Genomic DNA, 18,085 nt, shown 5'->3' on the forward strand with positions numbered 1-18,085 from the left:
TTTGTGGCCGGCGTGAGGTCTCTTGGGCGCGTCGGACGTCCCGGTCACGGCGAAGTGCGCGGACAGACTTGCTGGTGGGCCCGCCGTCCTACTGGAATTCCATGATCGAACCATTGAATCGTGAAGACCTCGTGCATGGATGAAATGTTTGAGTCGATAGCGTAAATAGCAGCCTGCTCATGGAGCACATCATGGCCGAAATTGTGACGGTATTTGGCTGGATTATCGCGGATGTTATCCAAGGGAAGAGTGTTGCCCGTGCAGGGAGTTGGTCAAACAGAGATGAGTGACACAGTAGGGCAGCGGCGATAGCTATAAGGTGCGTGGGTTGGAGTGACGAGAAATGGGGGCATCTTGCGGACAGCTGGATCTGTTTTTGAGGCATTACGTGAGAAAATAGTTGACGATATTGCTGATGGCGGGACGGCTTCTTTCGATTTCTCATGGCCGGAGCTGACGGAATTCAACTGGGCGAGTGACTGGTTCGACAGTGCTGCTCGTGGAGATCAGGCTCCGGCGGTCGTCTGGAGTGGTAACGACGGGGTGTCGCAGCAGATCTCCTTCGAAGAGCTCCGCGCCTGCTCGGACCGGGTTGCCGGGTGGTTGGTGCGACAAGGGGTGGGGCGCGGGACGCGCATCCTGATCTCGCTGTGTGAGGTCGCCGCACTGTGGGAAATCCAGCTGGCCGCACTGAAGTTGGGAGCCATCGTCGTCCCGGCCCCGCCCATGGCCGCCGGTGCGGAACTGATGAACGTGCTGGCCTTCAGCGGCGCCACCGTGGTGATCACCGATCCGGACTCCGCGCAGGATGTGCGACCGGCGTCGACGTGGACAGGCATCACTGTGGGCGGGCAGGTACCCGGTTGGTCGTTGTACGAGGAATCCTATTCGCATGCGGTCCGGTACCGCCCGCGGGCAATCCATCAATCCCGCGCGCCGTTCCTGCTGGAGTGCTCCGGTGGGAGTGAGGAAGGGAGTCGGTTACGTGGCTGGCTCCATTCCCATTACGCCTGTGCGGTCGGCCGGTTGACGGATTTGTATTTCACCCGCCTCAGGCCCGGTCAGCGGTACGTCACCGCGGCGCCCCCGGGCTCTATGGAACACCTGTGTTTCGGTTTTCTCGGGCCGCTGACAGCGGGTGCGACCACGGTGGTAATGGGGCAGAAGGAAAATCGAACCTCGGTGGATGTGGCAGCCCGGGCGCATAAAGAGGGGGCGCACAGCGCGTACGTTTCCATGGCGCAACTTACCGACCCGGACACCGCCACCAGCGTTCGGCAGACGCCGTTGTCCGAGGTCGAACTGCTCAGCTCGCTCACGGTGGAATCGCTGGCCCGGACGGATCCTGGACCGTGCGCACCCGTAGTAAACGGAGAGGTGCCCGCGACACGAGGGTGGCCCGCGAAACGAGCGTGGCCCACGACGCCGGGAAACGTCCGCTGGGGAATGCGCCACCACCAGACCTCGACCGGCCTGATGGTGCGGTCGTCGGGAGAAGCCGGGGACGCGGACATCCGCACGACCGCACTGCCCGGTCACCGGGTGAGCGTCCTGTCACCCACGACCGGGGCGCCGGCGGAGGCCGGGGAGCTTTGGCTCGGCTTGTCCGGCTGGTCGGACGGAAGCACACCGACAACCTCCCTCTACGGCGACGCGCACCGGCTCCCCGGCGTCGGGGCTCTCCGCACCGGCTTACAGGGGCGTCGGATGCCCGATGGCTCCGTCCGGCTGACGGCTGACGGTTGACGGCTGATCGGGCGGGCGTGTGGCCCGGAGGGTCCGGTCACCGTACGCGGGCGCGTCAGGGGCGCGTCAGATCCTGGCCGCGTTCCGGAGGGCGGCGGCCCGGTCGGTGCGTTCCCAGGTGAAGTCCGGGAGTTCGCGGCCGAAGTGGCCGTAGGCGGCTGTCCGGGCGTAGATCGGGCGCAGCAGGTCGAGGTCGCGGATGATCGCGGCCGGGCGCAGGTCGAAGACGTCGGCGACCGCCGTTTCGATCGCATGCTGCGGCACGGTGCCGGTGCCGAAGGTCTCGACGAAGAGGCTGACCGGCTCGGCCTTGCCGATGGCGTACGCGACCTGGACCTCGCAGCGCGCGGCGAGGCCGGCGGCGACCACGTTCTTGGCGACCCAGCGCATGGCGTACGCGGCGGAGCGGTCGACCTTGGACGGGTCCTTGCCGGAGAAGGCACCGCCACCGTGGCGGGCCATACCGCCGTAGGTGTCGATGATGATCTTGCGGCCGGTCAGGCCGGCATCGCCCATCGGGCCGCCGATCTCGAAGCGGCCGGTCGGGTTGACCAGGAGGCGGTAGCCGTCGGTGTCCAACGTGATGCCGTCCTCGGCGAGTTGCTTGAGCTCCGCCGCCACGACGTGGTCGCGGACATCGGGCGTCAACAGCGCGTCGAGGTCGATGTCGCCGGCGTGCTGGGAGGACACCACGACGGTGTCGAGGCGGACCGGGCGGCTGCCCTGGTACTCGACGGTGACCTGGGTCTTCCCGTCGGGGCGGAGGTACGGGACGGTGCCGTCCTTGCGGACTCGGGTGAGGCGGCGGGAGAGGCGGTGGGCGAGCGCGATGGGCAGCGGCATCAACTCGGGTGTTTCGTCACTGGCATAACCGAACATCAGGCCCTGGTCACCGGCGCCCTGCCGGTCCAGCTCGTCACCCTCCTCACCTGCGGCGGCACCCTCGACCCGCTGTTCGTAGGCGGTGTCGACACCCTGGGCGATGTCGGGCGACTGTGCGCCGATGGAGACCGATATGCCGCAGGACGTGCCGTCGAAGCCCTTCTGGGACGCGTCGTATCCGATCTCCAGGATCTTTTCCCGCACCAGTGCGGCGATCGGTACAGAGGCCGTCGTCGTCACCTCTCCGGCCACATGGACCTGGCCGGTGGTGATCAGGGTTTCCACCGCGACCCGTGCGGAGGGGTCCTGGGCGAGCATGGCGTCCAGGATGGTGTCACTGATCTGATCGGCGATCTTGTCGGGGTGACCTTCGGTGACCGACTCGGAGGTGAACAGGCGCCGGGAGTCCTGGCCGGTGGCTGCTGTCGTCATATCGCATCGCTCCAAGGAGGGGTACGGGGAAGTCGGACGGAGGGGCCGTTCACAGGGCCTCCGGCCGCAGGGCGCGGCAGGTGCAGGAAGGGTGCTCCGGGAGGGTGCGCAGGGTGGTGACCAGGACCTCGCACAGCCGCTCGACGTTCTTGCCGAAGGTTTCCATCACCTCTTCCTGGGTCACCCCGAGCCCGGCCTCGATCCCGGCGTCCAGGTCGGTGACCAGGCACAACGGCACGTAGCACAGGCCGAGTTCACGGGCCAGGACCACCTCGGGATGCGCGGTCATGCCGACGAGGGTCCAGCCCTGAGCCGCGTACCACCGGGACTCGGCGCGGGTGGAGAAACGCGGACCTTGGATGACGACCTGAGTGCCGCCGTCGATCGCGGTCCACCCGCTGAGGCCGGCCGCCTTGAGAGCGGCGGCGCGCCCTTCGGGGCAGTACGGGTCGGCGAAGGAGGCGTGCGCCACGTCGGGACCGTCGAAGTACGTCTGGGTACGGCCGCCGGTGCGGTCGACCAGCTGGTCCGGGACCACCAGGCTGCCGGGCGGCACCGCGGCGGTGAGGCTGCCCACGGCTCCGGTGCCCACCACGCGGGTCACGCCCAGCTGTTGGAGTGCCCACAGGTTGGCGCGGTAGTTGACGGTGTGGGGGGCGTGCTGATGGCTGCGGCCGTGGCGGGCGAGGAACGCCACCGAGCGGCTCCCCAGCTTCCCCACGGTGATCGGGTCGCTCACCGGGCCGAAGGGGGTGTCCGGCAGTACGTCGTCGCCGTGGTCGAGCAAGGTGTACAGGCCGGATCCGCCGATGACGGCGATGTCCGCGGAGGGCAGGGGCATGGAGATTCCTTACGGGAGGAACGGGAGGAACGGGAGGAGGGGGAGGAGCCGGTTGGGCGGGGGGTGCGCGGCGGGCCGAGGCCGTTAGGCGGTCGGCGACAGGCGGGTTGCGGCCTGCGCGAGGGACCGGGGCGCCGTGCAGAAGGCGAAGCGCACCGAGGAGGCGTCGGGACCGGCGTGTTCGGCGAACGCCTGGGTCGGGATGGCGACCACCTTGTTCCGGTGGGGCAGGTTCGCGCCGGGCGCGGCGGTCATGGCGCCTCCTCGTGGGCGACGGACGCCAGATCGGGGTAGGTCGGGTGGTCCGTCGCGGGAGCCGCACCGTGCCGCTTCTCGGTCGTGCGCACGATCCACCCGGTGCGCCACCCGGCGGCACGCGCCGCATCGAGTTCGGCGGGGGTGTCGGAGGCGAACAGGAGGTCGCTGGGAGGCAGCGCGAGTGCGGCGGCGATGGTCCGGTAGGAGGCGGCCGCAGTCTTCGGCCCGGCGTTCGAGGTGTCGAAGTAGTGCGTCAGGCGGCCCCGGAGATCGCCGTACGGGCTGTGTCGGAACCACTGCTGCTGCGCCTGGACGGACCCGGAGGAGTAGATGTGGATGCCTGTGCCGCGCTCGCGCCAGGTGTCCAACGCTTCCACGGTGTCGGGGTAGACGTGCCCGGTCAGCTCCTTCCGCTGGTAGCCCTCGCTCCAGATCATCCCCTGGAGCTTCTTGAGCGGGCCGGCCTTGCGGTCCTCGTCGGACCACTTCTGCAAGGTGCGGACGGCCGCCGTCTCGTCGGCAACCGTGTCCGAACCCAGGTACCGGCTGACCTCGGTGAGAGCCCGCTGCACTTCGGGATCGGCCCGGTGCGCGGCGATCCATCCGGCCAACCGCGCCCGGGCGTAGGGGAACAGCACCTCGTGGACGTGCGCCGCGGAACTGGTGGTGCCTTCGATGTCCAGGACGACGGCGCCGGTCATGCCGGGGCCAGGAGGTCGTCGAGGGTGGGGAAGCGGGAGGCGATGCTGTCCGGCAGAAACCTGCCGATCCACCCGTCCTCCTCTTGGAAGAAGCGGATCGCGGTGAAGGAGGGGGACCGCCCCATGTCGAACCAGTGGACCGTCCGGCTGGGTACGGCCAGCAGGTCACCGGCCGTGCACACCATGGCGTGCACCTTGCCCCCGGCATGGAGGTAGAAGCAGCCGGCTCCCTCGACGAAGAAGCGCACCTCGTCCTCGTCGTGGAAGTGCTCCGCCAGGAACTTCTCGCGGGCCGCACGGGCGCGTTCGGGCCACTCGGGATCGGCCGGCGCGGGACTCATCCGCGCGATGTCGACGAGCCGGTAGCCGCCCTCGGCGCTGATGCGGTCGATGTGGCTCCGGTACGCCTTCATGACCCGGGCGTCGTCGGCGCCCGCGGGCAGCCGGTGGGTGGCGTGCCACCGCTCGAAGCGCACGCCGATCTTGATGAGTTCCTTGTGGATGACGTCCAGATCGCTGGTGCGCAGCTGCACCGTCTCGGGGGCGTCCTCGGGCATGATCTGCAGCAGCGTCACTGCGCCGCCTCCTTCGCGACTCCGGCCCCGTAAGTGCCGACCAGCAGGGTCAGCCGACTCAGTTCCTCGATGCACTCCAGCCGGTTGCGGGCCTCTTCGAGGTCGCGCCCCCAGGTGGTCACGCCGTGCCGGTCGATGAACAGCGCGGGCGGAGCGTCAGCCCCCGACCCGTCGAGATAGGCCGTCACGTCCTCGGCGATACGGGGGACTTCGGGCCAGTTGGCAAAGACCGGAACCGTGACGAGACGCGGATCGACCACACCCAGTCCCTTGGCCAACTCCCAATCAGTGAAGGTCACTTGGCCGATGGAGCCGTCTGTGCCGGCCAGGGTGGCGAGGGCCGTGGAATACGGTGCGTGGGCGTGGACGACCGCCCCGCATGGGGGCAACTGGCGGTAGACGGCCAAGTGGACGGAGGTCTCGGCCGAGGGCCATTCGCTCTCGCCGAGCAGCGGGAGCCCCTTGTCGGGCTCGACGAGGACGGTGTCGTGGCGGGAGATCGTGCCCTTGCTTCGGCCGCTGGCCGTGATCACGACGGCATCGCCGCTCCGTACCGAGATGTTTCCCGACGTTCCTGGCATCCAGCCGCGCTGGTAGAGGGAGCGGCAGGCCGCGGCGAGGTGAGCTCGTCGCAGTTCGACGTCCTCACCGATGGTTACGGGCTTCATGGGTGCTCGCCTCCTGGGGCGGTGGGTTGGTGTGCGGGGATGGACCGCAGCGCGTCGACGGGTATCGGGGCGATGCGCGCGGCCCCGTTCAAGGCGGCGATTTCGATGAGGACCGCGCAGCGGGCGACGGTGGCTCCGCACGCCTCCACCAGGGACCGGGCGGCGGACAGCGTGCCTCCGGTCGCGAGCACGTCATCGACGAGGAGCACGGTGTGTTCGGCGCCCAGCGCGCCGACCGGCATTTCCAGTGCGTCGCTGGAGTATTCGCTGAGATACCGCGCGGACTGGGTCTTGCCCGGTGTCCTGCCCGGCTTCCGCGCCAGGACGAGCGGTACGGCGGCCTCGGCGGCGATGACGGAGGCCAGGACAAAACCGCGGGCCTCGATACCGACCACCGCGTTGAAACGCCCCCTGGCACGGTGGACGATCTCGCGTGCCGCGGCCTGGAGCAGGCCCGGCTGGCGGTAAACCCCCGCGAGGTCCTGGAAGTCGACGCCGGGGGAGGGGAAGTCCTTCACCACAGCGGTGTGGGAGGCCAGTCGCTCCGCCAGTCCGGGGGTGCCGACAGTCGGTTCGCGTACCCCGTGTTCGGTGACGACCGCGCTGATCACGTCATGCGGTGTCACATCGAAGGCGGGGTTGTAGACGGCCGTGCCGGGCGGGGCGGTCCGTACTCCGGCGAGCGAGGTGACCTCGTCCGGTCCGCGGTGTTCGATGGGGATGCTGGCGCCGGTGGGGGTGGTCTCGTCCACGGTGGACTGCGGGGCCACCACGATGAAGGGCACGTGGTGGCGGGCGGCGGCCAGCGCCAGGGGGTACGTGCCGATCTTGTTGGCCACGTCCCCGTTGCGTGTGACACGGTCGGCGCCGACGACGACGCAGTCGATGTCTCCTGCCTGCAGCGCCGATGCTGCGGCCCCGTCGGGGCACAGCCGTACGGGTATCCCGTCGCGTTGCAGTTCCCATACGGTCAGGCGGGCGCCTTGGAGGAGGGGGCGGGTCTCGGTGGCCAGGACGGTCTCGATCAGCCCACGGGCGTGGAGGTCACGAATGGCGCCCAGGGCCGTGCCCCATGCGCCGGTCGCCAGGCTGCCGGTGTTGCAGTGGGTCAGGACCCTCAGCGGCCGGCGGGCGGTGCTCGCCAGCAGGTGTTCGGCGGTGTGCCGCGCGGCGGCGCGGTTGATCTGTTCGTCCTCCTCCAGTAGGGCCCGTGCCTCGGCGAGGACCGCGTCGGCCCCGCGGGGGAGCGCCGACAGGGCACGCGCCACGCCTTTGGAGAGGTTCACCGCGGTCGGCCGGGACCGGGCGATGCGGTCCGCGTCGGCCCGGACGGCTTCGGCGTCGGTACGCCCGGAGACGGTGTGCCGGGCGGCGGACAGTGCGACGCCGAGCGCTCCGGCGATGCCGAGGGCCGGTGCGCCGCGTACGGCGAGTGTGGTGATGGCGTCGATGAGTTCGTCGACGGTGGCGATGTCGAGCTGATCGTGGTGGGCGGGCAGCTTCCGCTGGTCGATCAGGCGGATGTGTCCTTCGTACCAGTCAAGTGATCGCGACACGTGGGTGCTCCCGGTAGGGGCCGGCTCCGGGGGGCGCCCGGAGCCGGCCCGGAAGGACAGGCGGTCAGAGCTTCTGCGTCAGCTGGAAGACGACGGAGCCGTCGGCCGTCGTGCGCTGGGCGAGCACCTTCAGCCGGCCCGACTCCTCCCGCAGATGCCGGTACTCGTCGAGAGCGAACTTCAGGCAGTAGTTGGTGACGAAGATGCTGTCGGCTCCGGACTGGGACTCGCGTATGCGTTCCGCGGTCACGGCGGCCATGGTGGGCGCACCGTCCGTACCGAGCGACAACGGGACCAGGTAGACGCCGTATTCGGAGTCGACGTGGGGCTGGCTGCGCTCCAGAGCGATCTTGGAGAACCGGCGCATGAGGTCGTTCTGGTAGAAGTTGAAGATCGGGTGCCAGCCGCCGTCGGAAAGGATCTGCATCTCCGACAGGAAGAGGTCGCCGGGCTCCAGGATGTTGTCCAGCATCGCGTTGATGGCCGCCGGGTGCTCGTTGCCCTCCTCGAAACCGAGCATGGTCACCAGGTTGCGGACACCGGGCACCCGGTAGTCCCGGTCACCCAACTGCTCGAAGAGGGTCTGCTGGTAGGTGAAGCGTTCGGCCGGAACGACCGGGGAGAGCTCGCGCTGCATGGTGTCGCGGGACGCGGGGTTGATGTCCACGCCGTTGTACTGGCGGATGTCCAGACCGCGGTCTTGGAGGCTGCGCAGGATGTACTTGGTCTTGACCGGCTCGGGGCCCAGCTCGGTGTACTGGAGCGGGGCGCCCGCCAGTTCGTCGGCGATGTCGCCGAGAACCTGGTCCAGCGCGGTGGTCAGCGGCCGCTGACGCAGGGCGGTGTTGCCGATCTGCCGGTCGGACAGGCCCCGTTCGTTCAACGCCCACATGAGCCGGAAGACCTCTTCGAGGGTCGGGTCCGACTGCGCCGGGGCATCCTTGTCGTGGTACTTGTCCACGTTCTGCGGGACGGTGATGCTGCTCTCGGGGACACGCAGATACGTGGCCAGACCGGTGCGGATCTGCTCGACCAGACTCATACCCTGCTGGACGGGGGCGTCGATGACCTGCTGGGACATGGAGTTCCTCCGGGTTGTCACCGTGACGGCGCACGGCTTTTCGGGCAGGGTGAATTCCTGCCGCGAGAGGGTGAGGGGAGAGTGCTTCGCTGCACGCACGAGAATTCCCGAGAAGTGCGAATGGAATTCCCGCTTTTTGGGTCGGTCCTTACTGAATGTCGGACCAGGTGATGGCCGGGCTGCCGGCCCGCAGGCTGAAGTCCATTGAGGGATTCTTCGTCGGCCACTTCAGCCGCAGCCAGTTCGGGATGGTGGCGAGAATTCCGTCATCGCCGGCGAGGTGCCAGAACGTGTTGGAATCCTGACGGGAGAAGTAGGGGCAGAACAGGGACAGGACGAAGGTGACACGTCGTCCCGCGGTCACTGGCGTCACCGCGTGATAGAGGTGACTTCCGTGAATGAACAGCGTCGCGCCAAGTTCGTCACACGGCGCTTCTTTGATCCGCTCGTCGTCCTCGGTGACGCCTTCGAACTGATCGGTCCGGCCCTTGAAGTAGGTGAAGCGGCCGCCCTCGTACTCATCCGCCGAGTTCAGCTGGATGGTGAAGACGTAGTCCATCCCGTCGCGGTGCCATTTGGCTATCTCGCGGTCCCCGGTCTCCCGGCCCTCGAAGTAGTTGATCTGCGCCGTAGGAGTGCGCAGGGGATGCGGGATGAGGGGGACGCCGACCATCCGTGAGCAGGCCCGGAGGAAGTTCCGGTCGCGGATCATGTTGTTGATGAACGGCGACATGAGGTCGGCGCTGCGCACCCGACGGGTGACGATGAACTCGCTGTTGCCGGCGTAGGCTTCGAGTTTGTCGCACACCTCTTTCAGATGGGCTATGCCTTCCGGTGTGAGGATCTGCGTGGGTCCGGCGACGGCGGTGTCGTCAATGACCCCGTATCCCCTGTTGAGTTCACTCGTGTCGTATCCGAACTCCTGGAGCTTGGCCGTCGGGTGGTAGATGTCCTGCAGTACGAACTCGCTCTGCCAGCTGGGTTCAGCGGGTATCTTTCCGTCGTACTGCGGTTTGCGCGCCCGAAGGGCATGCGCCACCTGGTCAAATCCCGTCGCGGTCTTCGGGAGTTCGAGTGATCCCTTTTTCGTGGTGCCTGAGAGGTTGAGCGCCATGCGTGCATCTCCTTCGGCAGGGATGACGACCGGAGGTATACTCACCGGTGTGGTTACACACTAAAAATGAGCCGGAGAGAATGTCAACAGGTTCCTTGGTAAGCGACCGCAGAGAATTTTTCCGCGCCCCTGCGCATGTTTTCGTGCATGCGTGGGCGCCCCGCGGTCGATCTCATGGCCACGGGGCGCCCGAGAAGTTGGTCTGCGCCGACGGAATCAACGACCTGCCGCCGCTTGTTCCCTACTCCGTGCCGCTTGTCGCTATTGCCGCTGCTACTGCGCGGTGCGGTCCGCCCCCGACGAGCCGGCCTTCACCGCAGGCGCCTCGCCGCCCAATGACGGCTCTTCCGGCGCGGTGTCCCTCCCGCCCTGTCGTGAGCGCTGGGACTGCACCAGGACGACGCCTCCCACGCAGATGGCGATACCGAAGCCACTGGCGAGACTGATGGCATCGCCGAACATGAAGAAGCCCCAGATCAGCGTCGCAGGCGCGGTCAGGTAGATCAGCGAACTCACATACGTCACGCCGTGACGCTGCAGGATGACCCAGTACAGCCCGTACCCACCCAGGGTGGACAGCAGGATCAACCAGGCAATGGCCAGCCATGCCTGGCCGTCCGTCGGCATGGCCACCTGTCCCGTGGCCAGTCCGACCAGGGTGAAGAAGACCGCACTCGCACCGCACTGCACGGCGAGCGAGTCCATGAGTGGCGTGTGCAGTTGCGCTTTCCGCTCGATCAGCGTTGCCACCGTCAGTGCCAGCATCCCGATGAAGGGGATGAGATACGCCCACGAGGGAACGCCCGGTCGCAGCCCCAGATCGCCGCTGATGACGATGGTGACGCCGACGAGGCCGATCCCCAGACCGCCCCACTGCCTCGCTGAGGCGCGCTCGCTGAGCAGCAGGCCCGCCAGGGCGCTGGCGCACACCGGCTGCAACGCGTCGATCAGCGAGACGATGCCGCTGGTCACGCCGAGTTGCACCGCCCCGAACATGCTGAAGAGGTAGATGCTCTGCGAGAAGAGTCCGAGCAGTGACTGGACCAGGATTTCGCGCGGCGTCAGGCGGTGCCGCCTGATGACGAACTGGAGGGCCAGCAGCGCTGCGCCCACGGCGATGAAGCGCCACATCAGGATCGTCACGGCGCTGGAAACCGCCGTACCGATGCCCGCGCCGATGAACCCGGAACTCCACAGCACCACGAATAACGCCGCCATCACCAGATCGCCCCGCAAGGCCGTACGCAGTCCGCTCAGCATCTCGACTCCTTGCAGGTATACTTACCGGTATAGCAACTGACGTAACCATACCGATGGGTGTACCGTCAAGACATGACTGGCGACAGTGGGACGACCGGCCGGAGCGGGAAGCGGCGCGGTGCGCAGCATCTGACTCCCGCTGGCGTGAAGATCCTTGAGACGGCCTCTCGACTCTTCTACGAGCAGGGGATTCGCGCCGTCGGCGTAGAGGCGATCGCGGAGGAGGCCGGGGTCACGAAGAAGACGCTCTACGACCGTTTCGGTTCGAAGGAGGATCTGATCCTGGCCTACCTACGTGCCCGCGACGGGCTGTGGCGCTCCACGCTCGTGAAGTACGTCAACGAGCACGACGGCGCCCCCGAAGAAAAGCTTCTGGCCACGTTCGGCGCCCTGCGCGCATGGATGCGGGAGCGCAACCCGCGCGGTTGCGCATTCGTCAACGCCTATGTCGAACTGCCCGCCGACCACCCCGGACAGGAAGTCGCCCGCGAGCAGAAGTCCTGGCTGCTGGCGTATCTGGAGGACCTCGCCACCGAAGCCGGCGCCGACGCCCCCGGGACACTCGCCAGTCAACTGCTCATCCTGCACGAGGGCGCCTGCATCGCGAACTCCATGCAGTCGGTCGAACGGGCCGCGGAGCACGCCCAGGAGATGGCCGCGGTACTCATCGAGAAGTCCCTGGCGCGGCGATCCGTCACAAGCTGAGCTCGGCCCTGAGGAGCAGCCGACGGAGCCCGCTCCTGGTGAAGGAATGACACGTCCTGAACGTGGAGGCCCCATGGTTTGGCTGCTCCTCCTTGGTGCCATCGTCTCCGAAGTCACCGCGACGCTCTCCCTGCGCCTGAGCGAGGGCTTCTCGAAGCTGCTCCCCTCGCTGGTGGCGGTGGGCGGCTACGTCATGGCCTTCACCCTGCTGTCCCAAGTACTCAGGCGCGGCATGCAGTTGGGAGTGGCGTACGCGATCTGGTCGGCCTGTGGAGTGGCGGTCATCGCGCTGGTCGGCGTGATTCTCCTCGGGGACCGCCTGTCGCCCGTCCAGGTCGTCGGACTGGTGCTGGTGGTGGGTGGCGTAGCGGCGCTGGAACTCGGCGCCGTCCGCTAGCTGCTCGCGGTTCTACTGCCGCTGAGACGGCTGCCTGGTTTGTCCGGCCGGACTTGCTGACCGCTGGGGCCGCCCGGTGTGGATCCTGGAGCGCGCCGGCAATGCGCGCCAGGCACAGTCACGACCGGAGCGGCGCTCCGCGAGGTTGTGGCGCTTGCCGTGCGGATCCTGCGGAGCCTGAGGTGACGCGGCAGCGCTCGGCGAGTGGCCGCTCGCGAGGGGACGGGCCGCCACGGACGGCGACGCGCGGGCGCCATGACGCTCATGTCATTGGCTCAGGGCGAGTGGGGAGGTTGGGTGCTCGACTTCTTCGCTCGCACGGGTCAAGGCATCGCTAGCCGGACATGACCATGTTGGCTTCGTCGAGCCTGGGGTTGAAGAACGCGTAGTCGTACAGTCCCGTTGCCGAGGGTCCGTCGTGGGGCGCAGCGATTGCCGGAGTGGTGAAAACGCCCAGTGCTGCGAGAGTTCCGAAAATGATGGCTGCGACGCGGTGCATTTGATGCGCCTCTCGGAGAAGATTCTCAGGTCGCGCCCAATTTGCCCGTAGTTCTATTCCTATATGCCCCATATCCCTCGTCTGGCGGTTGTTGCGCTGCTGCCTCGTCCTCTCGTGCGGAGGTGCCCCCGCGGGCCCGGAAACCCCGCCCACCGTGGCCTGTCCCCGGGGCCCGAAGTGCCCCGTGCCGGTGCATGCTGCGGACGGCCCACGGCACCCTCGCGATGCCGTGTGGTCGTACGGTGACGATGGCTGGTCATTTCCCTTTGGTGCGCCGGGAGTTGGTGGCGCGAAGGGGCGCGGATCCCCCTGCGATTCTCCGCGCGGCACTGGTTGTCGGTCCGGGGGGCTCAACGGGGCACGGGCAGGTGCCTGCCCCGATCCCGATGCCTCGTCGGCCCCCCACCGGACCACAACCAGCTGGTCCAGACGCAGCCGCTCAGCTCAGCGTCTTGAGCGCCGCCGCGTCGTACGGCTTCAGATCCTCGAACCGGTCAGCCAGGACCTTCGCCGCCCACTGCGGGTCCTGGAGCAGGGCGCGGCCGACGGCGACCAGGTCGAACTCGTCGCGCTCCAGGCGGTCGAGGAGGTTGTCGATGCCCTTGACCGGGGCTCCCTCGCCCTGGAAGCCGCGGAGGAAGTCGCCGTCTAGGCCGACCGAGCCGACGGTGATGGTGGGCCTGCCGGTGAGCTTCTTGGTCCAGCCCGCCAGGTTCAGGTCCGAGCCCTCGAACTCCGGGAGCCAGTAGCGGCGGGTGGAGGCGTGGAAGGCGTCGACGCCGGCCGCGGCGAGCGGGGCCAGGATCGCCTCCAGCTCTGCCGGGCTCTCGGCCAGCCGCGCGTCGTAGACATCCTGCTTCCACTGCGAGTAGCGGAAGATCACCGGGAAGTCGGGCGAGACGGTCTCGCGGACCGCGGCCACGACCTCGGCCGCGAATGCCGTACGGGCCACCGGGTCGCCGCCGTATGCGTCGGTGCGGCGGTTCGTGCCGGCCCACAGGAACTGGTCGAGGAGGTAGCCGTGGGCGCCGTGCAGTTCGACGCCGTCGAAGCCGATGCGCTCGGCGGCCGCGGCGGCTTCGGCGAAGGCGCCGATGACATCGTCCAGGTCGCGCCGGGTCATCGCCTTGCCGGTGCCCTCGGTGCCGTCGACGCGGATGCCGGAGGGGCCGACGGCGGGGGCGTCGGCGTAGGGCGGCTCGCCCTGCTTGCGCACCATGCCGATGTGCCACAGCTGCGGCACGATGGTGCCGCCCGCCGCGTGAACGGCCTTCGCGACCTTCGCCCACCCCGCCAACTGCTCCTCCCCGTGGAACCGGGGCACACGGTCACTCTGCCCGGCCGACTCGTGGCCGACGTAGGTCCCCTCGGTGACGATCAGGCCCACGCCAGCGGCGGCGCGGCGGGCGTAGTACGACTGCACGTCCTCACCGGGGACGCCGCCCGGGGAGAACATGCGCGTCATCGGCGCCATCGCGATGCGGTTCGGGACGGTCAGGCCGTTCAGCGCGACGGGCCGGGAGAGGATCTCGGCTGCGCGGGAGGCGGAGGACGCGGTGGCGGTCACGGGGGTGCTCCTCGTAGGTACCGGATGGTTTGTCCGCACGCAGAGCATGCGTGTAGTTGGCAACTGCACCGGTCGTGTGGGCATTCCGCCTGTTCGGCGCGCTGTGCTGTGATCCTGGCCACGCGCCCCGAGCCCGGGGTGGTCAGTGCTCCGGCAGTCGGCCGGTGGCACCGCGGTCGGCCGCCCGAGCGGTGTCCTGCCCCGGCCCGTCCGTCGCGCCCAGGGCGAAGCCGGTTGGCACCCGGGCTCCGATCAGGTGATTCGGCGTCCCGTACCGGACCCCCGCCGGTGCAGGTGGACAGGCTTTCACTGTCATGGTTGACGACGAAGGGACTGTCTCGTGTTGAACCCGTCTCGCATCGCTGCGGCTGCGCTGCTGGCCGCGCTTCCCGTTGTGGGGCTCGCCGCCACGGCTGCCCCGGCCCAGGCCGCCGCACCGGTTCCCGCACAGCAGCCCGCGGACGGCCCCACTGACGGCCTGTTCGGGGGCACAGGAAACATCGGTGGTCCCGCCGGCATCGGGGACCGGCTCCTCGGGGGGTTCGGCGACCGCGGTTCCATGGGCTTCGGTGAGCGCGACTCCAACGGGTTGGGCGGCCGCGGCTCCAGGCTGGGCGGCCTCGGCTGACGTGCGGGCCGCATTCCCGGAGCCCTGAGCCGGCGCCCCTTCGGGCGTGACCGGCTCGGGTCGTACCGGACCGGAAGGGCCGGCCGGCGGCACCCGCCGGCCGGCCCTTCCCGCCGCTGTGGCGACCGGGTGCGGCTACTGCGGCGGCTTCCGCCCCCACGCGGAGATCAACGGCGCCGTCGCGGTGTCTAGGTGCCCGGCCCCGATGTTCGCCAGATGCTCCTCGATCTCCTCGGCCGTCGCCAACCCGCCCTGGATCAACCGATCGCGGATCTGCCGTACGGTCGCGGCCTCCAACACGCTCCCGGCCGGAGAAGTGATCGGGAAGTACGCATCGGCCTCGACATCGGCCAGCCCGGCCGTCCGCAGTAGCCGGGGAAGCGTCCGCCCGAAGGCGAGTTGCGCGCCCCGCTCCGCGAGCAGCGCTCGAAAGCCGCGCCGGATGCGGTTCGCGAGCTCCTGCTCAGGGCCGTACTCATCGGGACAGGCCAGCGGCTGTAGCGCCGGATCGGCATCCTCCACCAGCAGCCATCCACCGGGCCGCAGGGCCCGCACCATGGACCGCAGCGCGGCCTCGCGCTGCGGCACATGCACGAGGACGAGCCGCGCGTGCACCAGGTCGAACGGCCCCTCCGGCGCCTCGTCGGCGCCCACATCGTGCCGTACCACCTCGTACGGTGCCCCGGCCTGCGGCATCCAGGACGTATCGAGATCGGTGGCCAGCACCCGGCCCTTCTCCCCGACCCGCTCGGCCAGCCACTGGGGCACGCTCGGGCCGCCGGCCCCGATCTCCCAGCAATTCCAGCCGTCCGCGACGCCCAGCGCCCGCAGCCGCCGGAACGTCACCGGGTCGAACAACTCGGCCAACGCCGTGAACCGCTCCCCGGCCTCGGCCTGTTGATTGTCGAGCAGATACCCCTTGCCAGGCTCCCCGGCCACTTCATAGTCCGTCACCGCCCGAAAATAACAGGGGGGTGATCCACGGTCCGGGGAACGGCGACTGGCGCACGGCCCTACGTCGCTCATGGTCGCGGCCAGGGGCCAGGCACCGGGGGTTGTGGCGCCCGGTCAGTAACCGGTGACGCCATCGTCCCGGTCGTTCGGGCAAGCCGGCGCGCGACCGTGATCCGTATGTGATCGGCAGCCCGTAATGTCCATCTGAGTAATGGACATGGGATATGTGGCAAACATGGGGGACAGTAAATGACATACCGACGCGCGGCGATACCGGCACTGGCCGGAGGGCTGTTGCTCACGGCGCTGCTGTGGTGGGCGGGGGCGAGTGCGCACGCGCTGTACCTGCCGGGCACCACCAACGTGATCGGCAGCGTGGATGCCGCCGAGCTCCAACGCTGGTTCACGCCCTGGTCGCACGACCCGCCGGCCTCGGTTCAGCTCGGCAACGAGCTGTCCGGCGGGATCGGGGACGCGGTCTCGGCCGACAGCGTCCCCTACCTCGCGCTGTACGCCACCGCGGTGCAGATCCGGTTCGGCGCGGTCTTCGTCTTCTTCGGGCTGGGGGCGCTGTTCCTGCTCCGCAAGCTGCCGCCGGTGCACGGTCGGATGCCTGCGGCGCTGCTCGCGGTGTGGGCCTGGGGCCTGGTGGCCGGGACCCTGGCGGTCACCGTCTCCGCGCCGTGGCTGATCGCGTCGCGGGGGCACGGCGGTTTCCGCTTGCTGCCGCAGCTGGCGGGCGTGATCGCCTCCGGGCGGCAGGTTCTGGTGTTGACGGCGCTGGTTGCGGCGCTGGTGACCGTGTGCCTGGCGCGGGTCACCGCCAAGGGCGCCGGCCCGCTGCCGCAGGAGGTCGTCCCGGCGCGCGCCGCCCGCCTGGCCGCCACCGCCGGGACCGCGGTGATCGCACTGTCCCTGGTGGTCCTTTCGTACCAGTCGGTCGCCGCCGCCCTCCAGATGGTCTCCCCGAACGTCGGGCTGCTCTCCGAACCGGGCGACCTCCTGCGGCAGTGGCTGCTGCTCGGTGGTTGGGACGGACCGGGGGGCGGGCCGCTCGGTGACTGGCTCCTGTACCGCGCCGCCGACGGGTTGCTGCTCGCCGTGGTGTGGTGGGCGTTGCGGCGGCTGCCCGGACTGTGCACCCGGGCCACTGTCCCGGCGATGGCCGTGGGCGCGGTCTGCGCGACCGTACTCGGGCTGCTGGCGAGCCAGTTGCTGCGGATGGCGCTGAACGGAGCGAGCCTGGAATGGAACCTGCTGCGCCTGGCCGCAGGCATCGGCGAGGGGATCCCGGCCGCCCTGACGTGCGGACTGGTGGCGGGGGTCGCGGCTGCCGTGACGCTGCGGGTGGCGGGCGGCCGCGCGGAGAACGCCGACGCCGCGCCCTCCGTCCTGGGCCAGGCTCATCCCTGACCGGAGGGCCGGGTTTCCGTGGGGCACGGCGGTGTCCACGATGCGCGCGCAGTCAGGACCGCCCGGCCGGGGCGACGTCACGGCGTTCCGGGGAATCCCCGGGTGTGCCAGGTCCCGCCGTTCCGGGTGACGGCGAACGCCTCGTGACCGTCGAGCCCCTCCAGCCAGTCCCGGGCGCCCGGGCCCATCGCGAAGGCGGCCGTGGCGTAGGCGTCGGTGGTGGTGAGGTCTGGGCCGACGACGGTGAGCGAGGCGAGGCTGGTCACGGGGGCGCCGGTGTGGGGATCGAGGATGTGGGCGCCGCGTTCGGCGGTGCCTGAGGTGGCGACGGCCAGGTCGTGTCCGGTGACGACGGTGCAGAGTTCGCCAGGGCGGTGCGGGTGGGCGATTCCGACGCGCCAGGGCACTCCGGGTGCCGCCGCTCCGCTGAGTTGGAGGTCGCCGCCGCCGTTCACGCAGATGTGGTGGGCGCCGGCGGCCCGCAGGATCTGTGCGGCGCGTTCGACCGCCCACCCTTTGACCAGTCCGGTCGGGTCGAGGCTGCCGTTGGCGGTGAGGCTGAACCAGCCGTCGGTGGCGCGCCCCACCTGTTCGCAGAGGTTGAGGACTTCGCGTACCTCCGCGGGGCAGTCGTCGAGTGCCGTTTCGCCGCGGGCGAGTCGGCTGACGGCGCTGTCGGGACGGTAGGTCGAGAAGACCGCGTCGACGTGGTGGAGCCAGGCGACGGCGTTGACCAGCGCGGACTCGATGGCGGGGGTGCGGGCGTCGCGGATGTCGAACGAGAAGACCGTGCCCATGGCCCGCTCGA

Annotated in this window: 18 protein-coding genes; 5 read left to right on the forward strand and 13 right to left on the reverse strand. The window is 69.1% G+C overall.

The window, feature by feature from the left end:
* The first annotated feature begins 354 nt into the window (after positions 1-354).
* A complete protein-coding gene (locus ACFVT2_RS12465) occupies positions 355-1,746 on the forward strand; it encodes an AMP-binding protein (RefSeq protein WP_390015789.1) in 1,392 nt (463 codons plus the stop codon).
* Positions 1,747-1,812: 66 nt separating this feature from the next.
* On the opposite strand, the gene metK is transcribed toward ACFVT2_RS12465, so the two are convergent.
* The 10 genes from metK to ACFVT2_RS12515 all read right to left on the reverse strand — a co-directional run bounded on the left by metK (position 1,813) and on the right by ACFVT2_RS12515 (position 11,114).
* Entirely contained in the window at positions 1,813-3,060 is a 1,248-nt protein-coding gene (gene metK / locus ACFVT2_RS12470; protein WP_390015791.1) for a methionine adenosyltransferase, read from the reverse strand.
* A 49-nt stretch (positions 3,061-3,109) separates the two neighbouring features.
* Positions 3,110-3,901, reverse strand: coding sequence for an S-methyl-5'-thioadenosine phosphorylase (locus ACFVT2_RS12475; RefSeq protein WP_390015794.1), 792 nt, complete (start codon positions 3,899-3,901; stop codon positions 3,110-3,112).
* Between the two features lie 84 nt (positions 3,902-3,985).
* Positions 3,986-4,156 carry a hypothetical protein gene (locus ACFVT2_RS12480; protein ID WP_390015797.1) on the reverse strand — a complete coding sequence of 57 codons (171 nt, stop codon included), beginning with the start codon at positions 4,154-4,156 and terminating at the stop codon, positions 3,986-3,988.
* Entirely contained in the window at positions 4,153-4,860 is a 708-nt protein-coding gene (mtnC, locus tag ACFVT2_RS12485; protein WP_390015800.1) for an acireductone synthase, read from the reverse strand. The genes ACFVT2_RS12480 and mtnC overlap by 4 nt, the downstream gene beginning before the upstream one ends.
* Complete coding sequence (locus ACFVT2_RS12490) at positions 4,857-5,435, reverse strand: acireductone dioxygenase (protein ID WP_390015802.1); 579 nt, start codon at positions 5,433-5,435, stop codon at positions 4,857-4,859. The genes mtnC and ACFVT2_RS12490 overlap by 4 nt, the downstream gene beginning before the upstream one ends.
* Positions 5,432-6,103 (reverse strand): methylthioribulose 1-phosphate dehydratase, encoded by a 672-nt coding sequence (gene mtnB, locus ACFVT2_RS12495; RefSeq protein WP_390015805.1) that lies wholly within the window; start codon positions 6,101-6,103, stop codon positions 5,432-5,434. Before mtnB ends, ACFVT2_RS12490 begins: the two co-directional genes overlap by 4 nt.
* Positions 6,100-7,659, reverse strand: a complete 1,560-nt coding sequence (gene mtnA / locus ACFVT2_RS12500) for an S-methyl-5-thioribose-1-phosphate isomerase (protein WP_390015808.1) — start codon at positions 7,657-7,659, stop codon at positions 6,100-6,102. The genes mtnB and mtnA overlap by 4 nt, the downstream gene beginning before the upstream one ends.
* 64 nt (positions 7,660-7,723) lie before the next feature.
* Entirely contained in the window at positions 7,724-8,740 is a 1,017-nt protein-coding gene (locus ACFVT2_RS12505) for a hypothetical protein (protein WP_390015810.1), read from the reverse strand.
* A 148-nt stretch (positions 8,741-8,888) separates the two neighbouring features.
* Positions 8,889-9,854, reverse strand: a complete 966-nt coding sequence (locus tag ACFVT2_RS12510; RefSeq protein WP_390015813.1) for a hypothetical protein — start codon at positions 9,852-9,854, stop codon at positions 8,889-8,891.
* 273 nt (positions 9,855-10,127) lie between these two features.
* On the reverse strand, positions 10,128-11,114 hold the full coding sequence (locus tag ACFVT2_RS12515; RefSeq protein ID WP_390015815.1) for a DMT family transporter: 987 nt from the start codon (positions 11,112-11,114) through the stop codon (positions 10,128-10,130).
* Between the two features lie 72 nt (positions 11,115-11,186).
* On the opposite strand from ACFVT2_RS12515, the gene ACFVT2_RS12520 reads away from it, so the two are divergent.
* Positions 11,187-11,819 (forward strand): TetR/AcrR family transcriptional regulator, encoded by a 633-nt coding sequence (locus ACFVT2_RS12520; protein WP_390015818.1) that lies wholly within the window; start codon positions 11,187-11,189, stop codon positions 11,817-11,819.
* A 73-nt stretch (positions 11,820-11,892) separates the two neighbouring features.
* Complete coding sequence (locus ACFVT2_RS12525) at positions 11,893-12,216, forward strand: DMT family transporter (protein WP_390015821.1); 324 nt, start codon at positions 11,893-11,895, stop codon at positions 12,214-12,216.
* Between the two features lie 938 nt (positions 12,217-13,154).
* On the opposite strand, the gene ACFVT2_RS12530 is transcribed toward ACFVT2_RS12525, so the two are convergent.
* Positions 13,155-14,282, reverse strand: coding sequence for an NADH:flavin oxidoreductase (locus ACFVT2_RS12530; protein ID WP_390015824.1), 1,128 nt, complete (start codon positions 14,280-14,282; stop codon positions 13,155-13,157).
* A 340-nt stretch (positions 14,283-14,622) separates the two neighbouring features.
* Here ACFVT2_RS12530 and ACFVT2_RS12535 point away from each other — a divergent pair, with 340 nt between their 5' ends.
* Complete coding sequence (locus ACFVT2_RS12535; protein ID WP_390015826.1) at positions 14,623-14,910, forward strand: hypothetical protein; 288 nt, start codon at positions 14,623-14,625, stop codon at positions 14,908-14,910.
* A 135-nt stretch (positions 14,911-15,045) separates the two neighbouring features.
* Here the strand turns inward: ACFVT2_RS12535 and ACFVT2_RS12540 are convergent, their stop codons facing one another.
* A complete protein-coding gene (locus ACFVT2_RS12540) occupies positions 15,046-15,864 on the reverse strand; it encodes a methyltransferase domain-containing protein (RefSeq protein WP_390015828.1) in 819 nt (272 codons plus the stop codon).
* 249 nt (positions 15,865-16,113) lie between these two features.
* On the opposite strand from ACFVT2_RS12540, the gene ACFVT2_RS12545 reads away from it, so the two are divergent.
* Positions 16,114-17,277, forward strand: a complete 1,164-nt coding sequence (locus tag ACFVT2_RS12545) for a hypothetical protein (protein WP_390015831.1) — start codon at positions 16,114-16,116, stop codon at positions 17,275-17,277.
* A gap of 77 nt (positions 17,278-17,354) precedes the next feature.
* Here ACFVT2_RS12545 and ACFVT2_RS12550 read toward each other — a convergent pair whose 3' ends face one another.
* Entirely contained in the window at positions 17,355-18,074 is a 720-nt protein-coding gene (locus tag ACFVT2_RS12550; protein ID WP_390016013.1) for an FAD:protein FMN transferase, read from the reverse strand.
* Positions 18,075-18,085: the final 11 nt, after the last annotated feature.

The sequence above is a fragment of the Streptomyces sp. NPDC058000 genome (assembly GCF_042886435.1).
GTDB lineage: Bacteria > Actinomycetota > Actinomycetes > Streptomycetales > Streptomycetaceae > Streptomyces.